This is a genomic window from uncultured Jannaschia sp. (assembly GCF_947494055.1).
In the GTDB taxonomy this organism is placed as follows: domain Bacteria; phylum Pseudomonadota; class Alphaproteobacteria; order Rhodobacterales; family Rhodobacteraceae; genus Jannaschia.
Window position 1 is genome coordinate 137438 of the sequence record NZ_CANLTR010000002.1, and the last position, 23592, is coordinate 161029.

At 69.2% G+C, this 23592-nt stretch carries 23 protein-coding genes; 14 read left to right on the forward strand and 9 right to left on the reverse strand.

The features are described from left to right. The first annotated feature begins 45 nt into the window (after window positions 1-45). From Q1A87_RS02665 to Q1A87_RS02705, 9 genes are all read left to right on the forward strand, one after another. Window positions 46-1062, forward strand: coding sequence for a Fe(3+) ABC transporter substrate-binding protein (locus tag Q1A87_RS02665; protein ID WP_299646785.1), 1017 nt, complete (start codon window positions 46-48; stop codon window positions 1060-1062). 75 nt (window positions 1063-1137) lie between these two features. Further along, window positions 1138-2070, forward strand: a complete 933-nt coding sequence (locus Q1A87_RS02670) for a nucleoside hydrolase (RefSeq protein WP_299646786.1) — start codon at window positions 1138-1140, stop codon at window positions 2068-2070. 108 nt (window positions 2071-2178) lie between these two features. Next, window positions 2179-3567 carry a protein adenylyltransferase SelO gene (locus tag Q1A87_RS02675; RefSeq protein ID WP_299646787.1) on the forward strand — a complete coding sequence of 463 codons (1389 nt, stop codon included), beginning with the start codon at window positions 2179-2181 and terminating at the stop codon, window positions 3565-3567. Window positions 3568-3602: 35 nt separating this feature from the next. Beyond that, window positions 3603-4025: a Fur family transcriptional regulator gene (locus tag Q1A87_RS02680; protein ID WP_299646788.1), complete on the forward strand. Its 423-nt coding sequence runs from the start codon at window positions 3603-3605 to the stop codon at window positions 4023-4025. A gap of 126 nt (window positions 4026-4151) precedes the next feature. Next, the gene (eno, locus tag Q1A87_RS02685; RefSeq protein WP_299646789.1) at window positions 4152-5429 is read left to right on the forward strand and encodes a phosphopyruvate hydratase; all 1278 of its coding nucleotides are present in this window, start codon (window positions 4152-4154) and stop codon (window positions 5427-5429) included. Window positions 5430-5516: 87 nt separating this feature from the next. Then, entirely contained in the window at window positions 5517-6818 is a 1302-nt protein-coding gene (locus Q1A87_RS02690) for an ATP-binding protein (protein ID WP_299646790.1), read from the forward strand. Continuing rightward, the gene (locus Q1A87_RS02695) at window positions 6815-7711 is read left to right on the forward strand and encodes a DMT family transporter (RefSeq protein ID WP_299646791.1); all 897 of its coding nucleotides are present in this window, start codon (window positions 6815-6817) and stop codon (window positions 7709-7711) included. The genes Q1A87_RS02690 and Q1A87_RS02695 overlap by 4 nt, the downstream gene beginning before the upstream one ends. Beyond that, a complete protein-coding gene (locus Q1A87_RS02700) occupies window positions 7708-8136 on the forward strand; it encodes a cupin domain-containing protein (RefSeq protein ID WP_299646792.1) in 429 nt (142 codons plus the stop codon). The genes Q1A87_RS02695 and Q1A87_RS02700 overlap by 4 nt, the downstream gene beginning before the upstream one ends. 1 nt (window position 8137) lies before the next feature. Then, window positions 8138-9385: a sodium:proton antiporter gene (locus tag Q1A87_RS02705; protein ID WP_299646793.1), complete on the forward strand. Its 1248-nt coding sequence runs from the start codon at window positions 8138-8140 to the stop codon at window positions 9383-9385. A 19-nt stretch (window positions 9386-9404) separates the two neighbouring features. On the opposite strand, the gene Q1A87_RS02710 is transcribed toward Q1A87_RS02705, so the two are convergent. The 6 genes from Q1A87_RS02710 to Q1A87_RS02735 form a co-directional block, all read right to left on the reverse strand. Further along, entirely contained in the window at window positions 9405-10646 is a 1242-nt protein-coding gene (locus Q1A87_RS02710; protein ID WP_299646794.1) for a Gfo/Idh/MocA family oxidoreductase, read from the reverse strand. 60 nt (window positions 10647-10706) lie between these two features. After that, on the reverse strand, window positions 10707-11324 hold the full coding sequence (locus tag Q1A87_RS02715) for an HNH endonuclease (protein WP_299646795.1): 618 nt from the start codon (window positions 11322-11324) through the stop codon (window positions 10707-10709). A gap of 178 nt (window positions 11325-11502) precedes the next feature. Beyond that, on the reverse strand, window positions 11503-12159 hold the full coding sequence (locus tag Q1A87_RS02720) for a prolyl oligopeptidase family serine peptidase (RefSeq protein ID WP_299646797.1): 657 nt from the start codon (window positions 12157-12159) through the stop codon (window positions 11503-11505). Then, window positions 12156-12803 carry a DNA-3-methyladenine glycosylase 2 family protein gene (locus Q1A87_RS02725; RefSeq protein ID WP_299646799.1) on the reverse strand — a complete coding sequence of 216 codons (648 nt, stop codon included), beginning with the start codon at window positions 12801-12803 and terminating at the stop codon, window positions 12156-12158. Before Q1A87_RS02725 ends, Q1A87_RS02720 begins: the two co-directional genes overlap by 4 nt. Then, the gene (locus tag Q1A87_RS02730) at window positions 12784-13497 is read right to left on the reverse strand and encodes a precorrin-6A/cobalt-precorrin-6A reductase (protein ID WP_299646801.1); all 714 of its coding nucleotides are present in this window, start codon (window positions 13495-13497) and stop codon (window positions 12784-12786) included. The genes Q1A87_RS02725 and Q1A87_RS02730 overlap by 20 nt, the downstream gene beginning before the upstream one ends. Then, a complete protein-coding gene (locus tag Q1A87_RS02735) occupies window positions 13487-14518 on the reverse strand; it encodes a cobalt-precorrin-5B (C(1))-methyltransferase (RefSeq protein ID WP_299646804.1) in 1032 nt (343 codons plus the stop codon). The genes Q1A87_RS02730 and Q1A87_RS02735 overlap by 11 nt, the downstream gene beginning before the upstream one ends. 85 nt (window positions 14519-14603) lie before the next feature. Here Q1A87_RS02735 and cobA point away from each other — a divergent pair, with 85 nt between their 5' ends. Genes cobA through Q1A87_RS02750 form a run of 3 tightly spaced genes read left to right on the forward strand, consistent with a single transcriptional unit; the run spans window position 14604 to window position 17964 of the window. Continuing rightward, a complete protein-coding gene (gene cobA / locus Q1A87_RS02740) occupies window positions 14604-15458 on the forward strand; it encodes a uroporphyrinogen-III C-methyltransferase (protein WP_299646806.1) in 855 nt (284 codons plus the stop codon). A 7-nt stretch (window positions 15459-15465) separates the two neighbouring features. Then, window positions 15466-16728 (forward strand): cobyrinate a,c-diamide synthase, encoded by a 1263-nt coding sequence (locus Q1A87_RS02745; RefSeq protein ID WP_299646808.1) that lies wholly within the window; start codon window positions 15466-15468, stop codon window positions 16726-16728. A 9-nt stretch (window positions 16729-16737) separates the two neighbouring features. Further along, the gene (locus Q1A87_RS02750; RefSeq protein WP_299646810.1) at window positions 16738-17964 is read left to right on the forward strand and encodes an MFS transporter; all 1227 of its coding nucleotides are present in this window, start codon (window positions 16738-16740) and stop codon (window positions 17962-17964) included. Between the two features lie 6 nt (window positions 17965-17970). Here Q1A87_RS02750 and Q1A87_RS02755 read toward each other — a convergent pair whose 3' ends face one another. The 3 genes from Q1A87_RS02755 to Q1A87_RS02765 form a co-directional block, all read right to left on the reverse strand. Further along, window positions 17971-19221, reverse strand: coding sequence for an ABC transporter permease subunit (locus Q1A87_RS02755; RefSeq protein WP_299647100.1), 1251 nt, complete (start codon window positions 19219-19221; stop codon window positions 17971-17973). Window positions 19222-19231: 10 nt separating this feature from the next. Beyond that, on the reverse strand, window positions 19232-20035 hold the full coding sequence (locus Q1A87_RS02760; RefSeq protein ID WP_299647102.1) for an ABC transporter ATP-binding protein: 804 nt from the start codon (window positions 20033-20035) through the stop codon (window positions 19232-19234). A 100-nt stretch (window positions 20036-20135) separates the two neighbouring features. Then, window positions 20136-21149, reverse strand: coding sequence for an ABC transporter substrate-binding protein (locus Q1A87_RS02765; protein ID WP_299646812.1), 1014 nt, complete (start codon window positions 21147-21149; stop codon window positions 20136-20138). 242 nt (window positions 21150-21391) lie between these two features. Here Q1A87_RS02765 and Q1A87_RS02770 point away from each other — a divergent pair, with 242 nt between their 5' ends. Together Q1A87_RS02770 and Q1A87_RS02775 are read left to right on the forward strand one after the other, a co-directional pair. Beyond that, the gene (locus tag Q1A87_RS02770; protein ID WP_299647104.1) at window positions 21392-22783 is read left to right on the forward strand and encodes an aminotransferase class III-fold pyridoxal phosphate-dependent enzyme; all 1392 of its coding nucleotides are present in this window, start codon (window positions 21392-21394) and stop codon (window positions 22781-22783) included. A gap of 161 nt (window positions 22784-22944) precedes the next feature. Continuing rightward, window positions 22945-23592 (forward strand): hypothetical protein, encoded by a 648-nt coding sequence (locus Q1A87_RS02775; RefSeq protein WP_299646814.1) that lies wholly within the window; start codon window positions 22945-22947, stop codon window positions 23590-23592.

The window sequence follows — 23592 nt, forward strand, 5'->3', positions numbered from 1 at the left end:
GCTTCGGTCGGGAATAGGTCGGACGAACCGAACAAGGAGGTCTTCATGCCGCTACGTGCGCTAATATTGTCCGGCACCGCGATCGCCTGCGCCGCCCCGGTGCTGGCCGGCGAAGTCAATGTCTATTCCTACCGTCAGCCCGAGCTGATTCAGCCGCTCGTCGACGGGTTCGAGGCGGCGAGCGGCCACACGGCCAACGTCGTCTATATCGACCAAGGCATCACGGAACGCCTGGTGGCCGAGGGCGAACGCTCGCCGGCCGACCTCATCTTCACCGTCGACATCTCCCGCCTGTCGGAGGCCAAGGCCGCCGGCGTGACGCAAGCCGTCGAGAGCGAATACCTGACGCAACACGTGCCGGAGGCCATGCGCGATGCCGACGGCCACTGGTACGGCGTCACGACCCGCGCCCGCATCGTCTATGCCAGCAAGGAGCGTGTCGCCGACGGCGAGGTCACGACTTACGAAGACCTCGCCGACCCGAAATGGCAGGGCCGCATCTGTACCCGGTCGGGGACGCACGACTACACGATCGGCCTGATTTCCGCGCTGATCGAGCACGACGGGGTCGAGGCCACGCGCGACTGGCTGGAAGGCGTCAAATCCAACCTCGCCAAGGCGCCGGAGGGCAACGACCGGGCGCAGGTGAAGTCGATCTGGGCCGGCGAATGCGACATCTCGATCGGCAACACCTATTACATGGGCGCGATGCTGCAGGATCCGGAACAGGAGGCCTGGGCCAATGCGGTCCGGATCGCTTTCCCGACCTTCGAGGACGGCAGCGGGACGCATGTTAACGTCTCCGGCGTGGCGATGACGAAAGGCGCGCCGAACCGCGAGGTCGCGCTCGAGTTCATGGAATACCTCACCTCGCCCGAAGCGCAGATGATCTACGCCGAGGTCGTGAACGAATATCCCGTCGCGCCCGAGGCGGAGCCTTCGGAACTGGTGCAGAGCTGGGGCGAGCTGGACCCCGACGACACGCCGCTCACCGACATCGCGAGCCACCGGGCCGAGGCGCTGAAGCTCGTCGAGGAAGTGGATTTCGACGCCGGTAGCTGAGCCATCCTCCAGCCCCGCGCGGACCCGCGCCGGGCGGGGCTGGACATTCCCGACATCGGACGGTCTTCCTCGGCCATGGCCAGGAAGATCATCATTGACACCGACCCGGGGCAGGACGACGCGGTCGCCATCCTCCTCGCGCTCGCCTCCCCGGAACTCGAGGTTCTGGGCCTCACCGCCGTGGCGGGGAACGTTCCGCTGGAACTGACCGCCCGGAACGCGCGCATCGTCTGCGAACTCGCCGGGCGGACCGATCTGCCGGTACATGCCGGCTGCGACCGACCGATGGCGCGCGATCTGGTGACGGCCGAGCATGTCCACGGCAAGACCGGCCTCGACGGCGCTGATCTGCCGGACCCGACGATGCCGCTCGCCGAAGGACATGCGGTCGAATTCATCGTCGAGACGCTGCGCCGGGAGGCGGCCGGGACAGTCACGCTCTGCCCCCTCGGCCCGCTCACCAACATCGCGACCGCGCTCGAACGCGCACCCGACATCGCCGGGCGGATCGAACGGATCGTCCTGATGGGCGGCGCCTATTTCGAGGTCGGCAACATCACCCCCGCCGCCGAGTTCAACATCTATGTCGATCCCGAAGCCGCGCGCGCCGTCTTCGCCTGCGGCGCGCCGATCACCGTCCTGCCACTCGACGTCACGCACAGGGCGCTGACCACGCGTGCCCGCAATGCCGCCTTCCGCGAAGCGGGCCGCGTGGGCGAGGTCGTGGCGGGCTGGACCGGCTTCTTCGAACGGTTCGACAAGGCCAAGTACGGCTCCGAGGGGGCACCGCTGCACGACCCGCTTGTAATCGCCTGGCTGTTGCGCCCCGATCTCTTCACCGGGCGCGAGGTCAATGTCGAGATCGAGGTGGACTCGCCCCTCACCCGCGGCATGAGCGTCGCCGATTGGTGGGGCGTGACCGACCGGGCGGCCAACGCGCTCTTCATCGGGGACGTCGATGCGGATGGCTTCTTCCGCCTGCTGACGGAGCGTCTGTCGCGGTTGTAGCAGCGAGAGGCCAGCCTCTCGCGCTCTCCGGGATATTTCGGAAGCAAAGACGGAACCGAACCATCGGCGCTGCGCGGCGTTGGCTCTTCGACCAGAAAGGGGGCCTTCATGTTCGCCTTCGACAATTCCTATGCCCGCCTGCCCGACCGGTTCTACACGAAGATGAACCCGACTCCGGTCGCGTCTCCGAGTTGGGTCGCACTGAACGAAGCGTTGGCCCGCGAGCTCGGGCTCGACCCCGAAACCCTGCGGGACGCAAGCGACGTCTTCGCCGGCAATCGCGTGCCCGAGGGCGCGGACCCGCTGGCGCAGCTCTATGCCGGGCACCAGTTCGGCGGCTGGTCGCCGCAGCTCGGCGATGGCCGTGCAATCCTCCTGGGCGAGCACGTCCATGCGGGGCGCCGGTTCGATCTGCAACTCAAGGGCTCCGGGCCCACGCCGTATTCGCGGATGGGCGACGGACGTTCGGCGCTGGGGCCGGTGATCCGGGAATACGTCGTCAGCGAGGCGATGCACGCGCTGGGCCTGCCGACGACGCGGGCGCTCGCCGCCTTGACGACGGGGGAGGAAGTGCTGCGTCAGGAGGGCCGTCTGCCCGGCGGCGTGCTGACCCGTGTCGCGTCGAGCCATATCCGCGTGGGTACGTTCCAGATCTTCGCCGCGCGCGAGGACACGGAGGGACTGCAAGCCCTGCTCGACCATGCCATCGCGCGCCACGCGCCCGGGGCGCAGGGGCCTGTGGGGCTGTTGCGACACGTGATGGCGAAGCAGGCCAGCCTCGTCGCGCGCTGGATGGGGCTCGGCTTCGTGCACGGGGTCATGAACACCGACAACATGACCATCTCGGGCGAGACGATCGATTACGGGCCCTGCGCCTTCATGGAGGCCTACCATCCCGACACGGTCTTCTCCTCCATCGACCAGTTCGGCCGCTACGCGTGGTCTAAGCAGCCCGACATCGCGCTGTGGAACCTCGCCCAACTGGCCACGGCCCTCCTGCCGCTGATGGGCGAACGCGAGGCGGCCGTGGCGGAGGCGACCGAGGTTCTGGAAGGGTTCCGGGATCTCTATCAGAAGGCCTGGACGGAGGTCATGGCCGCCAAGATCGGCCTGGACGACATGGAACTCGCCATGCGGCTTCTCGATATCATGCGCGAAGGGCAGGCGGATTTCACCAACACCTTCCGCGCGCTCGCCACGGCGCCCGACAGAGCGCGGGATCAGTTCGTGGCTGCCGGACGCTTCGACGAATGGTTCAGCGAATGGCAGTCGAGCAACCCCGACCCGTCCAGTATGCTTCGTGCCAACCCGGCCGTCATCCCGCGCAATCACCGCGTGGAGGAAGCGATCGCCGCGGCCTATCGCGGCGATCATGCTCCGTTCCATGCCTTGAACGCGGTGCTCGCCGACCCCTGGAGCGAGACCGAGGCGAATGCGCCCTATCGCCGGCCGGCGACGGGCGCGGAGCGGGTGACGCGGACGTTCTGCGGGACATGATTGTCCGGCAGGGCGGCGCCGGCTAGGACAGGCCCATGACTGCGCTTCCCTCCCTCCTCGACCGCTGCGAAGCGCAGAACCTGCGCCTTACCGGGCAGCGCCGCACCGTCGCGCAGGTGCTCGACGCGTCCGACGACCATCCCGATGTCGAGACGATCCATGCGCGGGCGATGGCGCGCGACCCCAACATCTCGGTCGCCACCGTCTATCGCACGGTCAAGCTGTTCGAGGAATCGGGCCTGCTGGAACGGCGCGAATTCGGGGATGGCCGCGCCCGCTACGAGGATGCGGAGCGCGATCACCACGACCATCTCATCGACCTGCAGACCGGCGAGGTCATCGAGTTCGTCGACCCCGAGATCGAGGCGCTGCAGGAGCGGATCGCCCGCCGGCTGGGCTACGACCTGAAGGGGCACCGGCTCGAACTGTTCGGCATCCGCCGGAAGCACGGCGACTGACAAGGGTCGGGCTCCGGACGCGAAGGCGCGGGACCATGACGGCCGGATGCAACGGATGCCGGCTGCGGCTTTCCAAGTTCGCCGGCGACGGATAAGGCTCGGACGTCAGCAGTCCGGAGCCCCATCATGTTCACGATCACCGACATCCATGCCCGCGAAATCCTCGACAGCCGCGGCAACCCGACGGTGGAGGTCGACGTGACGCTCGAGGACGGCACGCTCGGGCGGGCCGCCGTGCCCTCGGGCGCCTCGACGGGCGCCTACGAGGCGGTGGAGCGGCGCGATGGCGACAAGTCCCGTTACAAGGGCAAGGGCGTGCTTGGCGCGGTGGAGGCGGTGAACGGCGAGATCCGCGAACTGATCGAGGGGTTCGATGCCACCGAGCAGGAAGCGATCGACGCCGCGATGATCGAGGCGGACGGAAGCGACAACAAGGGCCGGCTCGGCGCGAACGCCATCCTCGGCGTCTCGATGGCGGTGGCCAAGGCCGCGGCGCAGGCGAGCGCTCTGCCTCTCTACCGCTACATTGGGGGCACCTCGGCGCGGACGCTGCCGGTGCCGATGATGAACATCGTCAACGGTGGCGAGCACGCGGACAACCCGATCGACATCCAGGAATTCATGATCATGCCGGTCGCGGCCGAGACCGTGGCCGAGGCCGTGCGGATGGGATCGGAGATCTTCCACACGCTGAAGGGCGAGCTTTCCGCCGCGGGCCTGTCCACAGGCATCGGCGATGAGGGTGGCTTCGCGCCCGACCTCTCCTCCACCCGCGATGCGCTCGACTTCATCCTGCGGGCCGTCGAGAAGGCGGGATACGCGCCGGGCGACGACGTGATGCTGGCGCTCGATTGCGCGGCGACGGAATACTTCCACGACGGCGCCTACCACCTCGCGGGCGAAGGCAAGACGCTCTCCTCGGACGAGAACGTGGACTACCTTGCCGCGCTGGTGCGGGACTACCCGATCCTGTCGATCGAGGACGGAATGTCGGAGGACGACTGGGACGGCTGGGTCGCGCTGACCGAGGCGCTCGGCGACCGGGTGCAGCTCGTGGGCGACGACCTGTTCGTCACCAACCCCGCGCGCCTCGCCGACGGGATCGAGCGCGGTGCCGCGAACTCGCTTCTCGTGAAGGTCAACCAGATTGGCACCCTCTCGGAGACGCTGGAGGCCGTCGACCTCGCTCATCGCAACCGCATGACCTGCGTGATGTCGCACCGCTCGGGCGAGACCGAGGACGCGACCATCGCCGACCTGGCGGTGGCCACGAATTGCGGTCAGATCAAGACCGGCTCGCTGGCGCGCTCCGACCGGTTGGCGAAGTACAATCAGCTCATCCGCATCGAGGAGTCGCTTGGCACGACGGCTCGCTATGCCGGTCGTTCGATCCTGCGCTCGTGAGCGCGGTCCGGCGCGCTACTCGGCTCGGGACGCCACCCTTGCGTAGCGTAGGGCGCATGGTAACCTTCGGTTGATCGGAGCCGCCGCATGCTGCACGCACCCACCCTGAAGGATCGGCAGTTCCGCCGTCGGGTGGCGGATTTCCTGGCCGTCGAGCAGGAGCAGGCGGCTGGCCGGCCGCTGCGACTCGGCTTGATCGGGATCGGCGTGCTGCTGATGCTCTATTTCGACGGATCGCCCTGGGTCGCGCTGATCGCCCCGATCTATTTCTTCTCCGACCTCACCTATGTCCGGCACGTGGCGAAGGTTCACCGGGCGGCCCGCGTGACCAACCAGATGCTGATCGGACTCCTGGCGCATCACGGCGTCACCATCCTCGCCTTCGGTGCCTTCGCCGTCGTCAACGCGTTCTGGCCGACGGATTCCGCGGCGTGGTCGGCGGGTCTGCTCGTCTTCGGCCAGGCGCTGAATTGCATCGGCCACGACACGCGGTCGCAGGACGCGGCGCGGATCGGCGTGATCATCGTCGGTCTCGGCGGTCAGTTGACGGTCGCGGGTATCGGCTACAGCAAGGGGATGACTTCTTCCGAGCTGATCTTCCTGCACGCATCGAGCCTTCTGGTGACGGTCTATTTCGGGGCGATGGTGCTGAACACGGCCAGGACGCGTGCCCGGCTCTCGGCGCGCACCGAGGAGCTCGCCCATGCCCAGAAGGGCGAGGCGGTCGGGCGACTGACCAGCGGGATCGCGCATGACTTCAACAACCTGCTGACCGTCATGCGCGGCAATATCGACCTCTTGGGGGAGGTGCCCGATTCCGAGCGCGCGCCACTCCTGCGCGAGATCGGAGCGGCGACCGAGCGGGGCGGCCGGCTCGTCGGGCGCCTCCTCGACGCCAGCCGGCGCGCGCCGAGCGACACGCGGCTTCTGGACCTCGCGCCCTTCCTCGAAGAGTTCGGCAACTTCGCGCGGCGCGTGTTGCCGGCCAACGTCACCCTCGTGATCGAGGCGAACGGGCCGCTGTGGATCCATACGGACCCGTCGCAATGCGAGGCCGCCATGCTGAACCTCGTGGTCAACGCGCGCGACGCGATGAGCGTGCATGGCGGGACCATCGCCCTGACGGCGGAGTCAATCAGCTCCCCCTCCGCGCCATCCGACACCGCACCCTGGATCCTGCTCGTCGTCACCGATGACGGACCGGGGATGGCGCCGTCGGTCCTCGCTCGCGCGACCGAACCCTTCGTCACGACCAAGGCACCGGGCGAGGGGTCGGGACTCGGCCTCGCCATGGTGATGGATTTCGCGAACCGCTCCGGCGGCACCTTCGAGATCGAGAGCAAGCTCGGCCACGGGACCGTAGCCCGGTTGCGGTTGCCGACGGCGTGACCGACCGGACGGCGCCGTGGATCGACCGCCCGTCCCTGGGCGTCGCGCTCATGCTCGGCTTCTGCGCGCTCGCCCCCCTGTCGGACGCGGTGTCGAAGTTGCTGACGGCGGACTTTCCCGTTCTGCAGCTCGTCGCGATCCGGTTTCTCGTTCAGGCGGTCCTGCTCGCCCCGCTGGTCTACGCGACCGGGCAGAGCTGGCGGATGTCGCGGCTCGGCTGGACCCTGACCGCGGCCCGCACGCTGCTGCAGATCGTGGGGATCTGGCTGATGGTGACGGGCCTGATCTGGCTGCCGCTGGCCGATGCCATCGCCATCGCCTTCGTGATGCCCTTCATCCTGCTTCTCCTCGGTCATTTCCTGCTCGGGGAGGAAGTCGGTCCCCGACGGCTCACGGCTTGCGCCATCGGCTTCTCGGGCACGCTCCTGGTCGTGCAACCCAGCTTCGCGGCGGTCGGCTGGCCGGCCCTCTACCCGCTGGGCGTGGCCTTCGTCTTCGCCGCCTTCATGCTCGTCACCCGCCGCGTCGCGCGGGAGGCGGACCCGCTGGCGATGCAGGCCGCTTCGGGAACGATGGCGATCGCGGGCTTCGCCCTCCTCTACGCATTCGTGCCGCGAACAGGCCTGTTCGACCTCGCACCGGTCGCCGGGCATGGTCCGCTCTTGCTGACGATGGGGCTTCTCGGGACGCTGGCGCATCTGATGATGACGTGGTCGCTGCGCTACGCGCCGGCCTCGACCGTCGCGCCGATGCAATATCTCGAGATCCCGATGGCGGCGATCATCGGCTTGGCGATGTTCGGCGATTTCTCAAATCCGATGGCGATGACGGGCATCGGCGTGACGATCGCGACCGGGCTCTACATCCTCTGGCGCGAACGGGGGGCGGCTTGAAGGCGGATGACATCATCGCCGCGCTCGACCTCGCGCCGCACCCGGAAGGGGGCTGGTACCGCCAGACCTGGGCGGGCGCGCCCGCCGGCGGCCGTCCGTTAGGCACGGCGATCCATTTCCTGCTCCGCGCCGGAGAGCGCAGCCACTGGCACCGGATCGACGCGACCGAGATCTGGTTCTGGCAGGCCGGCGCGCCGCTCGCCCTGCGCATCGCCGAGGGCGAGACCGGACCCGTCCACAGCCTGACCCTCGGCCCCGATCCTCTTGCGCACGCGATGCAGGGCGTCGTCCCGCCCGGCCGGTGGCAGGCCGCGCATGGGCTGGGCGACTGGACCTTGGTCGGCTGCACCGTGACACCGGGCTTCACATTCGACGGGTTCGAGCTTGCCCCGCCCGGCTTTGACATTCCCGACGACGAGGACTGACATGAACATCCTGCACATCGCGTCCCTCCTCGTCGTTCTGGCGGGCGCGTTCGGCGCGGTGAACTACCTGTTCCTCAAGCTGCCCTCCGCCATCGGCATCCTGATCGTCGCGCTGGCCGCGAGCTTCGGGCTGATGGTCGTCGACGCCTTCCTGCCCGCGCTTGGCCTCGCCGACGAGATCCGGGGCGGCGTCCGGGGCATCGAGTTCGACGAGGCGCTGCTGGAAGGCATGCTCGGCCTGCTGCTCTTCGCCGGCGCACTGCACGTCAAGGTGGCCGACCTGAAGCGCGAATGGCTGCTCGTGCTGCTGATGGCGACGCTCGGCGTGGGTCTGTCGACGGCGATCGCGGGGCTGGGCTTCGCCTGGATCACCGGCACGCCGCTTCTCGTGGCGCTCGTCTTCGGGGCGCTGATCTCGCCCACCGACCCGGTCGCCGTGCTGGGCGTGCTGCGCAAGGCCTCCCTGCCCCGCACGCTGGAGACCAAGATCGCGGGCGAAAGCCTGTTCAACGACGGGGTGGGCTACGTCGTGTTCCTTGTCCTCGTCGGCATCGCATTTCCCACCGGCGACGCGCATGGCGAGGGGCTCGGCGGCGCGGCGGAACTCTTCGTGCGGGAAGCGTTCGGCGGCGCGGCGCTCGGGGCGGCGCTCGGGTGGCTGACCTACCGGATCATGCGGCGCATCGACGATCCGCCGCTCGAGGTGCTGATCACGCTGGCGCTGGCCTTCGGCGGCTACCAGCTCGCCGTCTGGCTCCACGTCTCGGCGCCGATCATGGCGGTGGTCGCCGGACTGCTGATCGGCGATGTCGGCACGAAATACGGCATGTCGGAGGAGACGCGCGCGCATGTCGACACGTTCTGGACGCTGATCGACGAGATCCTGAACGCCGTGCTGTTCCTGCTCATCGGGGTCGAGGTCTTCGCCGTGGCCTTCGAGGCCAGCTACGTCGTCGCAGGTCTCGCCGCCATCGCCCTGCATCTGCTGGCGCGCTTCGTCGCCGTCGTCGTGCCGGTCGTCGTCCTCAAGCCCTTCACCGGGTTCGAGGACGGGATCACGCGGATCATGACCTGGGGCGGGCTCAAGGGCGGCATCTCCGTCGCCCTCGTCCTGTCGTTGCCGGACATGGAATGGAAGCCGCTGATGCTGACCTGCACCTACTTCGTCGTTCTGTTCTCGATCATCGTGCAGGGGCTCACCGTCGGCCGCCTCGCCACGCGGGTCGGGGCCGCGCCGACGATGGTCTGAACGGCCCCGGACCCGCATCTCATCCGGTCATCGCACCGTCGGGGCCGACTTCCACCCAGGCGCCCCGCTCGGCCGAGGCATAGATCGCCTCGATCAGCCGCAGGTCGCGCAACCCCATCTCGGGCGTGATCCGCAACTCCGCCCCGTCGCGGACATGGCGGCTGAAATGATCGATCTCGGCCCAGAACTGGCGCTCGTCGGGGCCGTCGACGGCCACCTGCTCGGTTCCGTCCGTGGTCGAGACCGTCAGACGGTTGCCCATGTAGCTCGTTGCCGGGTCCAGCACGGCAACGCCGTCCGCGCCCCAGATGTCGATGCGCTTCTTGTCGGCGATGTAGCCCGAGGAAATCTGCCCGCGCCGACCGGAGGGAAACTCGAGCAGCACGTTGCAGATCGCCTCCACCTCGGCGAAGCGGTCGTCGTCGTATTGCGGCGCGTGGGTCTGCGCGATCATGCGGTTCGGCACCTCGTCCATGAACCAGATCAGCCCGTTCAGCGCATAGATGCCGATATCGGGCAGCGAGCCGCCGCCCGCCAGGTCCTTCCGCATCCGCCAGATGTCCTGCGTCGCCTCCGGGTCGAGCGGCCGGTGATGGTCCGAGGAGACGAACTCAATCCGGCCCAGCTCGCCCGCGTCGATCATCCGCTTCGCCTCGACATTGTGCGGCTCGAAATGCGCGCGGTAGGCGATGCCGAGCTTCACGCCGTTGGCGGCGCAGGCGTCGATCATCCGCTGCCCGGCGGCGGGCGAGGTCGCCATCGGCTTCTCGCAGAAGACGTGCTTGCCTGCCTCGGCCGCACGCACGACGTTCTCCTCGTGGATCGCGTTCGGGGTGACGACGTAGACGACGTCGATGTCGTCCGCCTCCGCCAGCCCTGCCATGTCGTAGTCGAACCGCGCCGCCTCCGGCACCCCGTAGGCGTCGCCCACCGCCGCGAGCTTCTCCGGGGTCCCGGAGATGAGCCCCGACAGCCGGCTGTCCACGCCCTCCTTCACATGCGGCAGGACGTAGTTCTGCGCGAAATGGCCCAGCCCGCAGACCGCCCAGCCCACGCGCTCGCCGGGCGGGGTCGGCCGCGGGTTCGGGCCGTTCAACGCGGGTTGCGGCCGCCCCGTCGGCGCCACCGGCAGGTCAGGCCCCGGTGGCGTGCCGCCCGATCCCGTCTGCGCGCCGGCCGCTCCGGCGCTCAGTCCGAGCGCGCCGAGGCCGACGGCGGTGGAATGAAGGAAGCCCCGGCGGGACAGGTCGGATCTGGACATCTCGCGTCTCCTCGCATGTTGCGAGGGAAACCGGTTGACGGCCCGCCTGTTCCCGCGACCTTACGCCTCCAGTTCGGCATCCCAGTAGAGGAAGTCCATCCAGCTCTCGTGCAAATGGTTGGGCGGGAACTTGCGCCCGAGATTCATCAACTCCCCCGGCCCCGGCCGACGCGGCGCGCGGCGCAGCGTGAACCCCACCTGCTTGAGCGACCGCGATCCCTTCTTCAGGTTGCAGCGCCCGCAGGCCGCGACGACGTTGGTCCAGCTGGTGATGCCGCCGCGCGCGCGGGGTACGACGTGGTCGAAGGTCAGGTCGCCCCTGGCGCCGCAATACTGGCACCGGAACTCGTCGCGCAGGAACAGGTTGAAGCGCGTGAACGCCGCCTCCTTCTGCGGGCGGATGTAGTCCTTGAGGACGACGACCGAGGGAATGCGGATCTCGATCGACGGGGAGCGGACGACCTCCTCGTATTCGCTCACGATCGTCACCCTGTCGAGAAAGGCGGCCTTCACCGCATCCTGCCACGGCCAGAGCGATAGCGGGTAGTAGCTGAGCGGGCGGTAATCGGCGTTGAGGACGAGCGCGGGAAAATGACGGAGCCCGGCGGGGTCGCGGACGAATTCGCTGCGGAAATCAGGCGCGGATGCGCTCGTGTCGGTAACGGTCAAGAGGCTCATCCGGTCGCTTCCCTGATCGGAGAGCGGCCCGCCCGGCCCCCGGGCGCGCGGCCCTCTCGGATGGGACTATATCTAGCGAACGCGTGCTGACAAGGGCCCAGATCCGGGGGTCTGATCGCACAGATTCCTGACGTTTTTCCGACATCCGCATATCGGCGTGGCAAGCTCGGCCAGTCCGTCAGGCGATGCCGAACACGTCCCGCATGAAGGCCAGCGCGACCTGTAGCCCATCGGGCGCGATCCCGTGGCCGGTGCCCTTCATCACATGCGCATAGACCCGCTCGAACCCGGCCGCTTCCAGCGCCTCGGCCGCTTGCGGCAGCGATTCCACCGGGACGACCTCATCGGCATCTCCGTGGACGAGCAGGACCGGCGGCTTGGTCACCGCCTCGTCGGCCAGGAACTCGGGCTTGAGCAGCCGACCCGAGAAGCAGACGAGTCCGGCGAAGGACTCCGCCCGCCGGGGCGCGACGTGCAGCGTCATCATCGTGCCCTGGCTGAAGCCGAAGAGGATGGTCTCGGCCGGCGTCACGCCCTCCTCCGCCATCACCTCGTCGAGCCAGGCGTTCAGGTCGTCGACGGCACGGTCCATCCCCGCCATCGCCGCCTCCTCGGTGGAGCCGTCGATCCAGGGAATCGGAAACCACTGGAACCCGCCCGGCATGCCGGGCAACTCCTCCGGCGCGTCGGGTGCGGCGAAGGCGGTCTCTGGCAAGTGCGGCATCAGCGGTTCGGCCAGTCCGATCAGGTCGGCCGCGTTGGCGCCGTAGCCATGCAGGAAGATGACAAGCCGCTTCGGCGCGTCGGGCCCCCGGCGTTCGTGGTTCAAGCTCACCGGATGCCCTCCCGCTTCTTCTCGGCGGCGTAGTAGGCCCAGAGCAACCGGGCCGCAACCGCACGCCAAGGCGACCACGCCTCGGCGATCGCGCGCATCGCCTTCTCCTTCGGGCGTTCCTCGAGCCCCAGGAGCATCCGCGCGCCTTCCTGCAAGGCGAGGTCGTTCGGTGCGAACACATCGGCGTGGCCGAGCGAGAACATCGCGTAGATCTCCGCCGTCCAGCGGCCGATCCCCGGCACCTCCGTCAGCACGGCCACCACCTCGTCGGTATGGCCTTCGCGCAGCGCTTCGTAGTCGATGCCGTGGGCCGCCAGCGCGCGGAGGTAGCGGATCTTCTGGCGCGACAGGCCGCAGGCGCGCAGCGTCTCGTCGTCCGCGGTGAGCACGTTCGCCGGATCGTCGAGCCCCGCCGCCTCGCAGCGTGCGAGGATGGCGGAAGCGGCGGCGACGCTCACCTGCTGGCTCACGATCGCGCCCATCAGCGCCCGGAACCCGTCCGCACGCCGGCGCAGCGGCAACGGCCCGACCCGTTCGAGCGCGTCGGCGAAGCGCGGGTCGCGCGCGGCGAGCCAAGCCGCGCCCTCGGCCACGTCGTCGTCGATCTCGATGATCCGGCCGGCTTTATGGACGGGGCGCGGCATGGGTCCGGACGAAGGCGATGGCACGGTCGATGTCATGGGTCTCCTCCCCGCCGGCACACGGCGGCCTGTCGATCACGTGGACGGCTAACCCGAGAGCCTCCGCCGCGTCGAGCTTCGCCGCAGGCCCGCCCGCATTCTTGGTCACGAGATCGGTGATCCGCAGGTCACGGAACAGCGCGACCTCCACCGCGTATGCGAAGGGCGGACGCCCGACGATCCAAGTCACGTCGCTTCGGTCGGGCGCGGGGTCGATCCGGCGGCAGAAGAGCGTGAGCCCCCGGCCCGCAAAGGCATCTAGCGATCCCGGCCCCGTCGTGAGGAAGACGCGCGCGTCGGGCGACAGCCGCGCGGGGACATCCGCCGCGGACGAAGCGGCTCGCCAGCCCGGACGGAACGCCCAGGGGGGACGGGTGAGTCGCAGGTAGGGCCGGCGGAGCTCGCGACAGACGCGCACGGCCCGAGCCGTGATCGCGCTGGCGAAGGGATGCGTCGCGTCGAGGACCGCCGCGGCATCCTCGAGCGCCGCACGGAAACCCGTCTCCCCGCCGAACCCGCCTCTGCGCGTGGGCAGGCCGAGCGATGCCGGCTCGGCGGTCGTCCCCGCGAGGGACGCCAGAACGTCGCGGTCCCGGACGGCCGCGCAGACCCCCCGCGCCTCGGCCGTTCCGGCAAGGATCAGGACCCTAGCGCGCATGCGCCAGCACGGCGCCCGCACGGTCGATCACCACGACGTCGACCTCCGCCTCGATCATGCCGCGGACACGCAGGCGGGCCTCCCGCGCCACGAGTCCGGCCAATGCGGGCTCGCGCGTCGCCGCCTCCAGCGCGGTGTTGCAACCGGTCAGGTCGGCTCCGGCCCAATTCGAGAGCATCGCGAGATCGACCCGGCTGCGCGCGGAATGCAGATCCATCGCCCCCTGCGCGAGCTTCGTCATTTTGCCGATCCCGCCCCCGACCGTGACGCGGGCGACCGGGTGGCGGCGGAGATACTTCAGCATCCCCCCCGCGAAATCCCCCATGTCGAGCATCGCCCCGTCCGGCAGGTCGTGCAGCTTTTGCACCACCTGCTCCGACGTGGCCCCGGTGCAACCCGCGACATGGGTGAGGCCGGAGGCCACAGCGACGTCGATCCCGCGATGGATCGAGGCGATCCAGGCGGCGCAGCTGAAGGGCCGGACGATTCCGGTCGTGCCCAGGATCGAGAGACCGCCCTCGATCCCGAGACGGGGGTTCCAGGTCTTCCGCGCCAGCACGGCGCCGCCGGGAACGGAGATCGTGATCTCCACATCCGGCGCGCGGCCGTGGCTCGCGGCGAGTTCCGCCACGACCTCGTCGAGCATCGCGCGGGGGACCGGGTTGATCGCCGGCTCGCCCACGGGGATCGGCAGGCCGGGCTTGGTGACGCAACCGACCCCTTCGCCCGCGTGGAACACGACGCCGCCGGCTGAGGCCGCGACGCGCACGCGGATCTCCGCGCCATGCGTCACGTCCGGGTCGTCGCCCGCATCCTTGATAACGCCGGCTTCGACCCAGCCGTCACCGTGCCGCGCGCTCACCACGTCGAAGGTGGGCGTCTCGCCCTTCGGCAGCGTGATCGTCACCCGGTCGGGCACCGCCCCGCCCCACAGCCCCTCCAGCGCCGCACGGCAGGCAGCCGTGGCGCAGGCGCCGGTGGTCCAGCCGCGGCGGAGGGGTCTGTCGGGCACAGAGGTCATGCATGATATCTCGCATGCCGCCCCCGTGCCGCCAATGGTCGGGCAGCGTCTTTCCTCGGACGCGTCCGCGCGGCATAGAAGGTTCATGGACCCGCGTGCGCCCGACCTTCCCGATCACGCCTGGCCCGAGCTGAAGCCCGGCTGGGTCTGGCTCTGCGGTGCGGGGCCGGGCGATCCGGGGCTTCTGACCCTGCACGCTTTGAACGCGATGCGGCAGGCGGACGTGATCGTCTACGACGCATTGGTGCACGAGGGACTCCTTGACTGGGCGCCGCAGGCCGAGCGGGTCTATGCCGGCAAGCGCGGCGGCAAGCCGTCCGCGAAGCAGCGCGACATCTCGCTCCGGCTGGTCGAACTCGCCCGCGCCGGGCAGCGCGTCCTGCGTCTGAAAGGCGGCGACCCGTTCGTGTTCGGCCGCGGCGGCGAGGAGGCGCAGACGCTGGTGCAGCACGGCGTCCCGATCCGCATCGTGCCGGGTATCACCGCCGGCATCGCGGGGCTGGCCTATGCCGGCATCCCGGTGACGCATCGCGACGTGAACCAGTCCGTGACCTTCGTGACCGGCCACGACCGGCTGGGCGAAGCGCCGGCCGCGCTCGACTGGGCCGGGATCGCGCAGGGCAGCCAGGTCATCGTCATCTACATGGGCATCAAGCATATCGCGACCATCGCGGCGAAGCTGATCGCGGCGGGGCGGTCGCCCGCGGAGCCGGTGGCGGTGACCACGACGGCGACGCTCGACGGCCAGCGCACGATCGAGACGACGCTCGCGACCGCGGCGGAGGACATCGCCGCCGCCGGGCTGGAGCCGCCGGCGATCATCTGCGTCGGGGCGGCCGTGATGCTGCGGCAGGTGCTCGACTGGCAGGCACAGGCGCGGGGCGAGCCGCCGCGCGATCTCGACCCGCTCGACCTCCGTCGCCCGGCCGAGACGGGCTGACGCCCCCATGCCCGGCCTGATCCTCGCCGCGCCGAGTTCCGGTAGTGGCAAGACAACGGTGACGTTGGGATTGCTGCGGGCGTTGCGCGACCGGGGCGTCGCCGTGCGCGGCGCCAAATCCGGCCCGGATTATATCGATCCGAGGTTCCACGAGGCGGCGAGCGGCGCACCCTGCCCCAATCTCGACGCATGGGCCATGCCTCCGAGAATGATTGCGGGGCTGGCCGCCGGACCGGGACTCCTGCTGATCGAAGGCGCGATGGGCCTCTTCGACGGCGCGCCGCCCGACGGGCGGGGCGCAGTGGCGGACCTCGCTCGAATGCTGACATTGCCGGTCGTGCTCGTGGTGGACGCGGCGCGGATGGCGCAATCGGTCGCGCCTCTGGTGTCGGGGTTCGCCGGGTTCGACCCGGAGGTCCGCGTGGTCGGGGTGATCCTGAACCGGGTCGGCAGCGCGCGCCACGCGGCGATGCTGCGGGCCGCCTGTCCGCTGCCGGTGCTGGGCGCCGTGCCGCGTGATCCCGCACTCGCCCTGCCCTCGCGGCATCTGGGGCTGGTGCAGGCCGGCGAGCATCCGGAGATCGACGCGTTCCTGTCCCATGCCGCCCGGGTGATGGCCGAACATATTGACCTCGAGGCGCTCACATCCCTTGCCGCCCCTTTGCCCGCCGCGACGCGCCGGCCGGTCCCGCCGCCCGCGCAGCGCCTCGCGGTCGCGCATGACGCAGTGTTCGCCTTCGCGTACCCGCAGCTGCTTGACGGCTGGCACGCGGCGGGCGCGGAGATCCGGACCTTCTCGCCGCTCGCCGACGAGGCTGCGCCGGAGGCCGATCTGGTCTACCTGCCCGGCGGCTACCCCGAACTCCATGCCGGGCGTCTCGCCGGCAACACGCGGTTCCTCGCCTCGCTCGCGGGACGCGCGGTGCATGGCGAATGCGGCGGCTACATGGTGATGGGCGACGGGATGATCGACGCGGACGGAAGGCGGCATGCGATGGCGGGGCTCCTGCGGCTCGAGACATCCTTCGCCGCGCGGCGCCTCCATCTGGGCTACCGGTGGCTCCATGGGAAGCACGGCGCTTTCGCGGGCGACTGGGCGGGCCACGAGTTTCATTACGCCACCACGCTGCGCGCCGACGGGGAACCGCTCTGGGCGGTCGAGGATGCCGAGGGGAATGTCCTGCCTCCGGACGGGCTGCGGGCGGGCCCCGCAACGGGGGGCTTCGCGCATCTGATCGCACCGCTGGACCCGGTGCGAGGGCACGCGTAGGCACGGCGCATGACCCTCGCGACCGCATTGCCCGCCGACGACCGGACCGACGACACGCGCGCCCGGCGCAACGTGGTCGTGCTCGTCGCGGCGCAGGCCATTCTCGGCGCGCAGCTGCCGATGAACTTCATCATGGGCGGGCTCGCCGGCATGACGCTGGCCCCGACGCCGCTCCTCGCGACCCTGCCGATCAGCCTCATCGTCTTCGGCTCGATGACCACCGCCCCCTGGATCAGCCCGCTGATGCAGGCGCGCGGGCGGCGCTTCGGCTTCGTGCTCGGCGCGCTGTCGGGGGCTGCCGGGGCGGCGCTGGCGGCGACGGGGCTCTGGCTCGGCAGCTTCCTCGTCTTCCTCGCGGGGGCCTACCTGACGGGCATCTTCATGTCGACGCTGGGCTTCTACCGCTTCGCCGCGACCGACACCGCGTCCGAGACGTTCCGACCCAAGGCGATCAGCTACGTGATGGCGGGCGGGCTGCTCTCGGCGCTGCTCGGGCCGCAACTCGTCAAGGCGACGGCGGAGGCGGCGGCCCTGCCCTTCGTGACGACCTACCTGACGATCGTGCTGCTGAACCTCGCGGGGCTCTGGCTCTTCTTTCTCCTCGACATCCCGACCCCCGAGAAGCCGGCTCACGACGCGCCGCGCGGCCGGACGCGGGGCGAATTGTTGCGATCGCCCGCCATCCTCGTCTCGATCCTCTGCGCGATGGTCGCCTACGCGCTGATGAACCTCGTGATGACCTCGACCCCGCTCGCCGTCGTCGGCTGCGGCTTTGGCACGGGGACGGCGGCGGATATCGTCTCGGCGCATGTCGTGGCGATGTACCTGCCGAGCTTCTTCACCGGCCATCTCATCGCGCGGTTCGGGACCACGAGGGTCGTCTCCGCCGGACTGCTGCTTTTGGCCGGGGCGGGGCTCGTCGCGCTTTCGGGCACGGCGCTCGCGAACTTCTACGGCGCGCTCGTCCTCCTCGGGCTTGGCTGGAACTTCGGGTTCATCGGCGCGACGGCGATGCTGACGGCGAACCATGCGCCCAACGAGCGCGGGGCCGTGCAGGGCCTGAACGACGCGATGGTCTTCGGCCTCGTCACCATCGCGTCGCTGTCCTCGGGCGGGTTGATGGGCTCCGCGGCCGATGCGGTGTCGGGCTGGACGGCGGTGAATGTCGCGATGGTGCCGTTCCTCGCCCTCGCCGGCGGCGCGCTGATCTGGCTCCGGATGCTCCGGCCGGCCTGACGCCGCTCAGCCCCGGCCCTTCCACGGCACCAGCCAGTTCTCCGCCTTGCGCATCAGGATGTCGATGCCGAAGCCGATCAGGCCGATCAGGATGATGCCCATGATGACGATGTCGGTGCGCTGGAACTTGGACGCCGCGATGATCATCATGCCCGCGCCCTTCTGCGCGGCGACGAGCTCGGCCGCGACGACCGTGCCCCAGCAGACCCCCATCGCGACCCGTGCGCCGGTGAAGATCTCGGGCAGCGAGTTCGGGATGATGACATGGCGCAGGATCTGCCATTTCGAGGCGCCGAGCGAATAGGCGGCGTGGACCTTGGTAATGCTGACCCCCGACACGCCCGACCGCGCGGAGATCGCCATGATCCAGAGCGCGGCGAGGAACAGCAGCACGATCTTGCCGCTTTCCCAGATACCGAACCAGATGATGACGAGCGGGATGAGCGCGAGCGGCGGCACGGGGCGCATGAACTCGACGATCGGGTCGAACCAGCCGCGGAACCAGCCCGAGAGTCCCATCGCGTAGCCGAGCGGAATGCCGACGAGCGAGCCGAGCAGGAAGCCCACGAGAACGCGGAAGAGCGAGAAGCCCAGATGCTCCAGCAGCGGCACGTTCTGGTAGCCCTCGACCGCGATCGTGGTCAGCGCGTCCCAGACCCGTTCCGGCGAGGGCAGCCAGATCGGTTCCATCTGCAGGCCGCGGTCGGGCGTCACGGTGAGCGAGCCGCGCGGGCTGAGGCCGACGCTGCCGCCCTCGATCGCGACGGTCCCGCCGGCCTCGATCGGCTGGCCGTTCACGGCGACGACCTGCGCGCCCTCGCCGTCATTGCCGGTCACGCGCAAAAGCTCCGTCCGGTAGGCCACGATCTGCGCCGCGTCGTTCAGCGCGAAACCGTCGCCCTCCGCGATCTCGGGCGCCTCCGCGGCGGCGCCTTGCTCGTGGACGACGAGCGCGACCTCCGCGTCGTCGGTCTCCCCCGCCGGGTTTTCAGCGGTATAGGTGAAGCGTGTCTCGCCCAGGAAGGGTCCGGGCACGTGGAGCGGCGACAGGCTCGAGCCGGTGAACGCGGCCCAGAGCAGGAAGATCACGACGACCGAGATGATCGAGGCGACGCGGTTCGGCCGCACCGCGCTCTCGTCGCCGAAGGTCACGGTCTTGAGCGCGGTGAAGTCGTGCTGCTCCCGCCCGCGCATCGCCAAACCGACGGCCAGCATCGAGCCCACGAACAGCGCGACGTAGATGGCGAGGAGGATGATCCCGGTCATGTCAGGCGTTCTCCGTCCGGCCCATGATCTCTTCCTCCATCTCCCAGATCATCGACAGGATCTCCTCCCGCTTGATTGCGAAGTCGGGCATCTTCTTCACCTGCCGCAGATCCTGGTTCACCCCGGCCTCGGCGAAGGGCAACCGGTACTCGCGGTGGATGCGCCCGGGCCGCGGGGCCATGACGAGGAGTCGCTCACCCAGAAGCAGCGCCTCCTCGACGGAATGGGTGATGAGGATGATGGTCTTGCCGGTCTCCTTCCAGAGCTTGAGCACGAGGCCCTGCATCTTCTCCCGGGTGAGCGCGTCGAGCGCGCCGAGCGGCTCGTCCATCAGGATCACGTCCGGGTCGTTGGCAAGGCAGCGGGCAAGGGCCACGCGCTGCTGCATGCCGCCCGACAGCTCGTAGATCGCCTTCTCCTTGAAGGCACCGAGGCCGGTGATGTCGAGGAGGTGGTCGGCGCTGTCCCGCCGCTCCTTCGCCGGCATGCCCTTCATCCGGGGACCGAACTCGACGTTGGCGCGCACCGACATCCACTCGAAGAGCGCGCCCTGCTGGAACACCATCCCGCGCTCGGCCGAGGGGCCGGTGACGCGATTGCCGTGCAGCACGATGCGCCCGTCGGTCGGCGCGAGAAAGCCCGCGACGATGTTGAGAAGCGTGGTCTTGCCGCAGCCCGAGGGGCCGAGCACGGACAGAAGCTCCCCGTCGGCCAGTTCGAGCGATACGTCCTGCAACGCCTGCACGTGCCCCCCGGCGGGCAGGTCGAAGCGCATCGAGACGCCCTCGATGGACAATCCATTCATCCGGTCTTCCCCCATCAGGTCGTGTGCGTCGAGGTCGAGCCCCGCCGCGGTCGCGCCGGGCCGGGACGGCGGCAACCGTCCCGGCGCAGTCACATTCGGATCAGGACGAGCCGTCCTGCGCCCGCTGGAGCGGACCGGTATCGACCGTATCCTCGTAGGTCTCGAGCGACGAGGGGATCGAACCGGCCTCCGTGAAGACGCCGGCCACGCCCTGCATGAAGTCCTGCGCACCGCCACCGAGCCAGCGCTCGCCGAGCTGCTCCTCGACGGTGGGAAAGCGGAACGTCTCGGCCTGTTGCATCGCGGCCTCCTCGGTCAGGCCCGCCTCCTGCGCCATGATCGGCAGCATCTCGGCCTGCGCCTCCTCGCCCGAGTTCCAGCGTTCGTTGACCTCGGCCGTCACCCGCAGGAAGTCGGCGAGGAGGTCGGGCGCTTCCGCCACGAACTGGGCCGGCGCGGAGGTCACGTCGAAGACGAGAATGCCCACTTCCTCCTTCTCGTCGCCGGTGAGCAGGACGTTGCCGTATTCCTTCATCGTGTCGAGCGACCCGCCATAGCCGCAGACCATGTCGAGCGCGCCCTGCGCGAAGGCGGCCGCGCCTTCGGGCGGGGCCATGTCGACGATCTCCATCGTCGAGACGTCGACGCCGAAATGCTGCATCTGCGCTAGGAAGCCGTAATGCGCGGCCGTCCCGATCGGCACGGCGACCCGCTTGCCCTCGAGATCCGCCGTGTTGGTCTTGTCGATCTCGAGGTTGCTCGCCACGACGCAATTGTCGTTGTCGGAATAGCTGACGGCCACGTCCACGGCCTTCAGATCCTGCCCGGCGGACGTCGCCACGACGAAGGGCGGTACGCCTTGGCTCACGGCGATCTGCACGTCGCCCGAAGCCATCGCCGCAGACATCGCGGTGCCGGTATCGAAGGCGACCCAGTTGATCGAGACGCCGAGTTCCTCCTCGTAGGTGCCGTCGTTCTTCGAGACGAGGAACGGCAGCGGCCAGTCCATGAAATAGGCGACCGTGATCTGGTCCATCTGGGCCTGTGCGACCTGCGCGCCGGACATCGCCGTCAGGGCGGCGACGGTCCCGAGCAGGGTGGATCTGAACGTCATGTGGCTTCTCCCGGTTGGTTGCTTGCAGACGGGAGCGTCTTGCGGCCCCCTGTCGCCGCACCGGACCATTCCTGTCCTTGCGCGGCAAGCGAAAGCGTAGAGGCGGGCTTGCGCGCGGGGCAAGCACAGGGCTCGGCTGGCCTCAAATTCGCGCGTCTTCTGGCCCTAACCGGCGCGGCATAACTGGCGCTTTGCTTCTCGGGACGCTTAATCTCGCCGCACGCATTTGCCGAGGAGTTCGAATTGTGGACCATTCGCTGAACGACCTGACCAATATCGTCGAAGCCGACCGGGCCCATGTCTGGCACCACCTGCTGCCGCACAAGCCGCTGGAGACGAACGATCCGCGAATCATCGTCGAGGGCAAGGGCATGCGGGTCTGGGACCAGCGCGGGAAGGAGCATCTCGACGGCGTGTCGGGCGGGGTCTGGACGGTCAATGTCGGCTACGGACGGGAAGAGATCGCGGACGCGGTGCGCGACCAGCTCGTGCGGATGAACTACTTCGCGCAATCGGCGGGCTCGATCCCCGGGTCCCGCTTCGCCGAGCGGCTGATCGCGACGATGCCGGGGCTGAAGCGCGTCTATTACGCCAATTCGGGATCCGAGGCGAACGAGAAGGCCTTCAAGATGGTTCGCCAGATCTCGGCGCGCCACCACGGCGGGCGAAAATCCAAGATCCTATACCGCGAGCGCGACTACCACGGCACCACGATCGCCAACCTCTCGGCGGGCGGTCAGGAGGAGCGCAACGCCCAGTACGGGCCGTTCGTGCCCGGCTTCGTCGCCGTGCCGCATTGCCTCCAGTACCGTGCCCACGAGCAGGGCTGGCAGGACGCGGCCGATTACGGCCGCCGCGCCGCCGACGCCATCGAGGAGGTGATCCTGCGCGAGGGGCCCGACACGGTGGGCGCGCTCTGCCTCGAGCCGGTCACGGCGGGCGGCGGCGTGATCGTGCCGCCCGAGGGCTACTGGCCGCGGGTGCAGGAGATCTGCGAAAAGTACGACATCCTGCTTCATATCGACGAGGTGGTCTGCGGCGTCGGGCGGACGGGCACCTGGTTCGGCTACCAGCATTACGGCATCCGCCCCGATTTCGTGACGATGGCGAAGGGCGTGGCCTCGGGCTACGCGGCGATCTCCTGCTGCGTCACCTCCGAGCGGGTCTTCGAGATGTTCAAGGACGCGCCCGACGACCACCTGCACTACTTCCGCGACATCTCCACCTTCGGGGGCTGCACGGCCGGCCCGGCGGCGGCTCTGGCCAACATGGACATCATCGAGCGCGAGGGTCTGCTCGAGAACACGACGAAGATGGGCGACTACATGCTCGACGAACTCCGCGCGCTCGCCGACCGGCACGACGTGATCGGCGAGGCGCGCGGCAAGGGGCTGTTCCTCGGCGCCGAACTCGTCTCCGACCGGACGACGAAGGAGCCGGCGCCCGAGAAGATGGTGCAGGCCGTCGTCGCCGATTGCATGGAACAGGGCGTCATCATCGGTGCGACCAACCGGTCCGTGCCGGGCCGCAACAACACGCTCTGCTTCAGCCCCGCGCTGATCGCCACGAAGGACGACATCGACGCCATCCTCGCGGCCGTCGACGGGGCCCTCGGACGCGTCTTCGGTCGCTGAGCATCGCTCGGGTCGAACGGTCCGCCGTCCGGCCCGAGGCGAATGATCCAATTCGCCGCCCGGTCGCGTCCGGCGGCACGCTTAAAGACTTCCGCAAGAATCGACGTCTAGGGCGCCCGCGACCCGGTCATCTCGGACCGCAAGCAGAACGAGGACGCGACATGCCCATTCGACCGCAGACCTTCGACCTGCCGAGGCTCATCGGCCGCGCCATCCGGATCGGCGCGATCCTGGCGATGACCGCCTGCGTCGCATCGGGGCCGGACGCGCCACGGCGGGACGCACGAACGGGTCCGGTGCTCGCGGCTTTCGAGGACGGGTGCCTCAACCGGCAGCGCAGTTGGCGGACCGCGTCCGAGGCGTTCGATGCGCAAGGCTTTTCCTACAACGCACCGTTCCGTCAGAACCCCGGCGCAAGATTTCGAACGAAGACCGCGGACATCCGCATTCCATCCGGTGTCGCGCGGCCGACGACCGGTAACAGGGACAGATGGGACACGCGGCTTCTCGGCTGCAGGGTGGGACGCGTCGGGCTGCTGGCATCCGACCTGCATCCGGCGGTTCTCTCCGCGCTGGCCCGCACGGGCTTCGTCCCCGTCTCCCCGCTCCCCGCCCCGGCCGAGGGGACCGGCACGGCGTCCGGCATCTATACCCGTGACGGCGCGCGATTCGAAGTCACGCTGTCGCAGCGGGTCGCGAAAAACCCGCGGCAATCCAGCTACAGCAACGTCCGTTACGTCCGCGGCAATTCGACGACGATGCTCGAAATCGACTCTTTGAGCGAGCCTATCGGGTGGTCGATGCCGTAA

Coding starts and splice junctions, on each gene's coding strand:
- Q1A87_RS02760 (WP_299647102.1), bottom strand. CDS start 20,035: ATGAATGGATTGTCCATCGAGGGCGTCTCGATGCGCTTCGACCTGCCC.
- Q1A87_RS02670 (WP_299646786.1), top strand. CDS start 1,138: ATGGCCAGGAAGATCATCATTGACACCGACCCGGGGCAGGACGACGCG.
- Q1A87_RS02665 (WP_299646785.1), top strand. CDS start 46: ATGCCGCTACGTGCGCTAATATTGTCCGGCACCGCGATCGCCTGCGCC.
- Q1A87_RS02775 (WP_299646814.1), top strand. CDS start 22,945: ATGCCCATTCGACCGCAGACCTTCGACCTGCCGAGGCTCATCGGCCGC.
- Q1A87_RS02675 (WP_299646787.1), top strand. CDS start 2,179: ATGTTCGCCTTCGACAATTCCTATGCCCGCCTGCCCGACCGGTTCTAC.
- Q1A87_RS02745 (WP_299646808.1), top strand. CDS start 15,466: ATGCCCGGCCTGATCCTCGCCGCGCCGAGTTCCGGTAGTGGCAAGACA.
- cobA (WP_299646806.1), top strand. CDS start 14,604: ATGGACCCGCGTGCGCCCGACCTTCCCGATCACGCCTGGCCCGAGCTG.
- Q1A87_RS02750 (WP_299646810.1), top strand. CDS start 16,738: ATGACCCTCGCGACCGCATTGCCCGCCGACGACCGGACCGACGACACG.
- Q1A87_RS02735 (WP_299646804.1), bottom strand. CDS start 14,518: ATGACCTCTGTGCCCGACAGACCCCTCCGCCGCGGCTGGACCACCGGC.
- Q1A87_RS02710 (WP_299646794.1), bottom strand. CDS start 10,646: ATGTCCAGATCCGACCTGTCCCGCCGGGGCTTCCTTCATTCCACCGCC.
- Q1A87_RS02680 (WP_299646788.1), top strand. CDS start 3,603: ATGACTGCGCTTCCCTCCCTCCTCGACCGCTGCGAAGCGCAGAACCTG.
- Q1A87_RS02690 (WP_299646790.1), top strand. CDS start 5,517: ATGCTGCACGCACCCACCCTGAAGGATCGGCAGTTCCGCCGTCGGGTG.
- Q1A87_RS02765 (WP_299646812.1), bottom strand. CDS start 21,149: ATGACGTTCAGATCCACCCTGCTCGGGACCGTCGCCGCCCTGACGGCG.
- eno (WP_299646789.1), top strand. CDS start 4,152: ATGTTCACGATCACCGACATCCATGCCCGCGAAATCCTCGACAGCCGC.
- Q1A87_RS02705 (WP_299646793.1), top strand. CDS start 8,138: ATGAACATCCTGCACATCGCGTCCCTCCTCGTCGTTCTGGCGGGCGCG.
- Q1A87_RS02725 (WP_299646799.1), bottom strand. CDS start 12,803: ATGCCGCGCCCCGTCCATAAAGCCGGCCGGATCATCGAGATCGACGAC.
- Q1A87_RS02730 (WP_299646801.1), bottom strand. CDS start 13,497: ATGCGCGCTAGGGTCCTGATCCTTGCCGGAACGGCCGAGGCGCGGGGG.
- Q1A87_RS02715 (WP_299646795.1), bottom strand. CDS start 11,324: ATGAGCCTCTTGACCGTTACCGACACGAGCGCATCCGCGCCTGATTTC.